Raw genomic sequence first — 3503 nt, forward strand, 5'->3', positions numbered from 1 at the left:
GTCGCGCGCTTGAAAGTCTTGACCGCGAGCGTACCTTTGGCAAGCAGTCCTTCAAGCGTGGTGCGGTCGTTCTCTGTCAGAGTCAGGTGATCTTTTTTCATACCACCAGTCTATCCGATATCACCTCGGAATGCAAGAGAACTTAGTTTACGGACTATTAAGTCTGCTCAACATTTACCATCGACTCGGCAGATATTGTTGCCACTTCAGGCTGCGACCGTCCGCTGAACCGCTCGCGCAGTGCGCTAAACAGAACGGTCAATGCTGCGGTCAGTAGTCCAGCACCAAAGATATACGGTGCACCAGGGCCTAGAAGGTCAAACAGTAAGCCTGCTAGGAGCGGACCGGCCACCATCATCAAGCTGTTGAAGGATTGTACCCCACCCAGGATGGAGCCTTGCTCGGTAGCCGTTACCGACTGCGAAACCAGACTGGTAAGCGAGGGGGTAACCATACCACTTCCCAACGCGACCAGACCGATAGCCGGGAAGAGCATCCAACCCGCAGTAGCAAGCCCGGTTGCAGCAAAGCCAATGGCCATCAGACTTAAACCGGCAATGGTCAGGCGGGCTTCGCCAAAACGAGCGACAAGCTTTCTGATGAGAAAACCCTGAACAATGACTGCGATTAAACCGATGAAAGCGAAGATGAAGGCATTTTGCTGAGGGCTAAAATTAAACCGTACATCACTATAGACCGGGAAATTGCTCTGTAAACCGGCGAAGGCCAGGTTGAACAGCACACTCCCCAGGATGAACGGCTGCACACGAGCATCACCGGCAACTGCCATCAGACGACTAATTGGATTAAGATTGCGCTTCTGTGCCTGTGACCGCTTATCAGCCGGGAGTGACTCAGGCAGGCGGAAGAAACCGAATGTCACATTGGCAAAGCTGAGCAGCGCCGCAAAGAGAGCTGGCGCCTGTAAACTTACGTTGGACAGTATACCCCCCAGTGCAGGGCCAAGCATAAAACCAAGGCCAAAAGCTGCACCGATCATGCCTAGACCACGTGCACGCTCATTCGGTGGTGTGACGTCGGCAATGTAGGCCTGCGCCGTACTGATACTCGCCCCCATAATGCCAGCAACTATACGGGCTAGAAATAGCAAGCCGATGACCGTTTCCACACCGAGAAACGTCAGATTCTCGGTGAGCGCAAAAACCAGATAACTCAGACCGGTACCCATCAGGCTGAGCAGCAGGACCGGTCGGCGGCCAAACCGGTCACTGAGAGCACCTAAAACTGGCGCAAAGAGAAACTGCATTAACGCATACGAAGCCGTCAGGGCACCAACGATCAGGGCGCGATTTTCAGCCAGCCATGGCCATGTTGATCGTTCAACAATTTTGACGTATTCGGGCAGCAACGGTAACACAATACCGATGCCGAGCAGGTCGATGAAAATTGTCAGGAAAATGAACGTTAACGACGAACGTGATTTCATAGGATGTGTTCCCATTCTTCTCAATGAGATAGATTGCAACTCAAAAGGTTAACTACGCAAATTATATGACCTTTCACAGCTTTTGTCAATACATTGCACATATTTTGTCCAGATTTGGCAAGGAGTGAAGAGAAACAAGAGCAGAAGAGGCGATTCACAACCACGCCGTAGCAGACCTCTAGATGCCCTGCGCGAGCTTAAGCTCCCTCACGCCTTCCTCCTCTTCCCTTCATACAACGTGCACACCGAGCGTCGGGTAGGCAATCAGCGTTGACGGGCGCACGACCAATGCCATGGCAGTGAGGAGCAGCGAGGGGGCCTGGCTGCCAGCAGACGGCACGAGATAGGGATCGTCGTGAACGCCTGGATGCCATTTATGTCGTGTCTCCCGCTATCGTTGCAGTGAAGCCACGTTCAGGATCGTTTAAAAAGCCCTTCCTTCAGGTGGGGTGCACTGATTCTGAGAAAAAATCTCTTGCGGAAAGGTAGCTGTGTTTGCTGCTTTTCTCTGCCGTGAGGATTTTAAACAGCAATGCAGTACTGCTATTCTGTCAGTCCCAGAAGAATAGGTCATCAACAAAAAAGCGCACTGGCGGTTCAGTGCGCTTACGTGGTGCCCCCAGCGGGATTCGAACCCGCGATCTCCACCTTGAAAGGGTGATGTCCTAGGCCACTAGACGATGGGGGCCTGACGCGCAGGCATTATACCATAATTTTTCATTGTTGCAACTGGAAACCAAACGTCGTTGCACCGTGAGACGATTAACCAGATAGGCACCTGGCGCGAAATCTTCTATCGCAGCAGAAGATTGGTAAGGGCGCGGCGCAGCCATCAGGCACATCCCGCGGCTATCGTCCTGGCGGGGCGGCGCTGCGAGGTGGCAGCGTCGGTATGATACTGGTAGGGGCGAGGCGTTGCCTCGCCCTACTGGGGCCAGGTTCATCCGTCATAAACGCGACGATATAAGATATGCGGATAGGCTCTAAGAGGCGAAGAGCACCTGGTATACCGTTGCCGTTCAGGAGTCTGGCAATTCGTCGTAATAATCGGCCAGTCCGGCGAGAGTCATCTGGGCGAGGAATGGCGTCACCTCGTTCCCAAGCGAAGTACGGAACGCACTGTAATCGATAGCCACTGCCGCTTTCCAGTCGCCAGCTTCGGTAAAGCGGGGGAGATAGCGACGTAACTGTGCTGCCAGGAGGCGTCGTGGATTGGGTAAGGCGAAGAGGAGCACTGCCTGCTGCAAATAGGTTGAGAAGGCAGTAATGTTTGTCTCATCGGTGACCGGTGGTTCACCCAGCTTATCGATAATCCGACGAATGATCTCTGGCCCGATGTGCAGGGGATCGAACATCGGATCACGAAAGAGTTCAACACAGTAGGTATCGAGTGCTGCCGGATCACGGTGCATTTCAAGGGCCAATGTTCGTTGACCATTCAGCGCACGTACTGCCGCAGCAATACGCTCTTGTTCGGCTGCATCAGGTGGGTCGGCCAGCCAGGTTCCTGCACAGCGAGTCAGGCGGATGGCCTCTTCTCCGCCCCCGGCTCGATCAACCGCCCGTACTGCACGACCGCGCATAATGGTTTCCTCTCTGTCTCGCAATGGTTCGTGATTGTGTTGCCAAGTATAGCATGATCTTCACGTTTTGTTGTCATTCTAAAACTTGACTTTCTTGCACAAGAAATTGACATTCTACGTCTATCTGCGTACAATAGACACAGAAGTTCATCGCTGTTTAGTGCAAAGGAGCCTACCGTGGCCCGTATCTACAACTCTATCACCGAACTCATCGGCAACACCCCACTCGTGCGCCTGAATCGCGTAAACGACACGCATGCAACTGTAGTCGCCAAACTCGAGTTTTTCAACCCGGCTGGCTCGGTCAAGGATCGGATCGGTCTGGCGATGATTGACGCTGCTGAGCGTGAAGGTCGCATTCGGCCTGGCGAGACGGTCATTATCGAGCCGACAAGTGGGAATACTGGTATCGGCCTGGCACTGGTAGCGGCAGCCCGTGGCTACCGGTTGATCCTGACGATGCCTGAGACGAT

At 53.6% G+C, this 3503-nt stretch carries 3 protein-coding genes and 1 tRNA gene; 1 reads left to right on the top strand and 3 read right to left on the bottom strand.

The window, feature by feature from the left end; all coding sequences use genetic code 11:
* Positions 1-157 precede the first annotated feature (157 nt).
* The 3 genes from JE47_RS0119775 to JE47_RS0119785 all read right to left on the bottom strand — a co-directional run bounded on the left by JE47_RS0119775 (position 158) and on the right by JE47_RS0119785 (position 3030).
* Positions 158-1447, bottom strand: a complete 1290-nt coding sequence (locus JE47_RS0119775) for a tetracycline resistance MFS efflux pump (protein WP_031461395.1) — start codon at positions 1445-1447, stop codon at positions 158-160.
* A 611-nt stretch (positions 1448-2058) separates the two neighbouring features.
* Positions 2059-2135 (bottom strand) — tRNA-Glu (locus JE47_RS0119780).
* A 331-nt stretch (positions 2136-2466) separates the two neighbouring features.
* Positions 2467-3030 (bottom strand): hypothetical protein, encoded by a 564-nt coding sequence (locus JE47_RS0119785; protein WP_031461396.1) that lies wholly within the window; start codon positions 3028-3030, stop codon positions 2467-2469.
* 177 nt (positions 3031-3207) lie between these two features.
* Here JE47_RS0119785 and JE47_RS0119790 point away from each other — a divergent pair.
* Positions 3208-3503 (top strand): pyridoxal-phosphate dependent enzyme (locus tag JE47_RS0119790; RefSeq protein ID WP_031461397.1); only part of this gene is annotated, 296 nt, incomplete at its 3' end.

Origin of the sequence: Chloroflexus sp. MS-G (assembly GCF_000735195.1) — a bacterium.
Taxonomy (GTDB): domain Bacteria; phylum Chloroflexota; class Chloroflexia; order Chloroflexales; family Chloroflexaceae; genus Chloroflexus.

Coding starts and splice junctions, on each gene's coding strand:
- JE47_RS0119785 (WP_031461396.1), bottom strand. CDS start 3,030: ATGCGCGGTCGTGCAGTACGGGCGGTTGATCGAGCCGGGGGCGGAGAA.
- JE47_RS0119775 (WP_031461395.1), bottom strand. CDS start 1,447: ATGAAATCACGTTCGTCGTTAACGTTCATTTTCCTGACAATTTTCATC.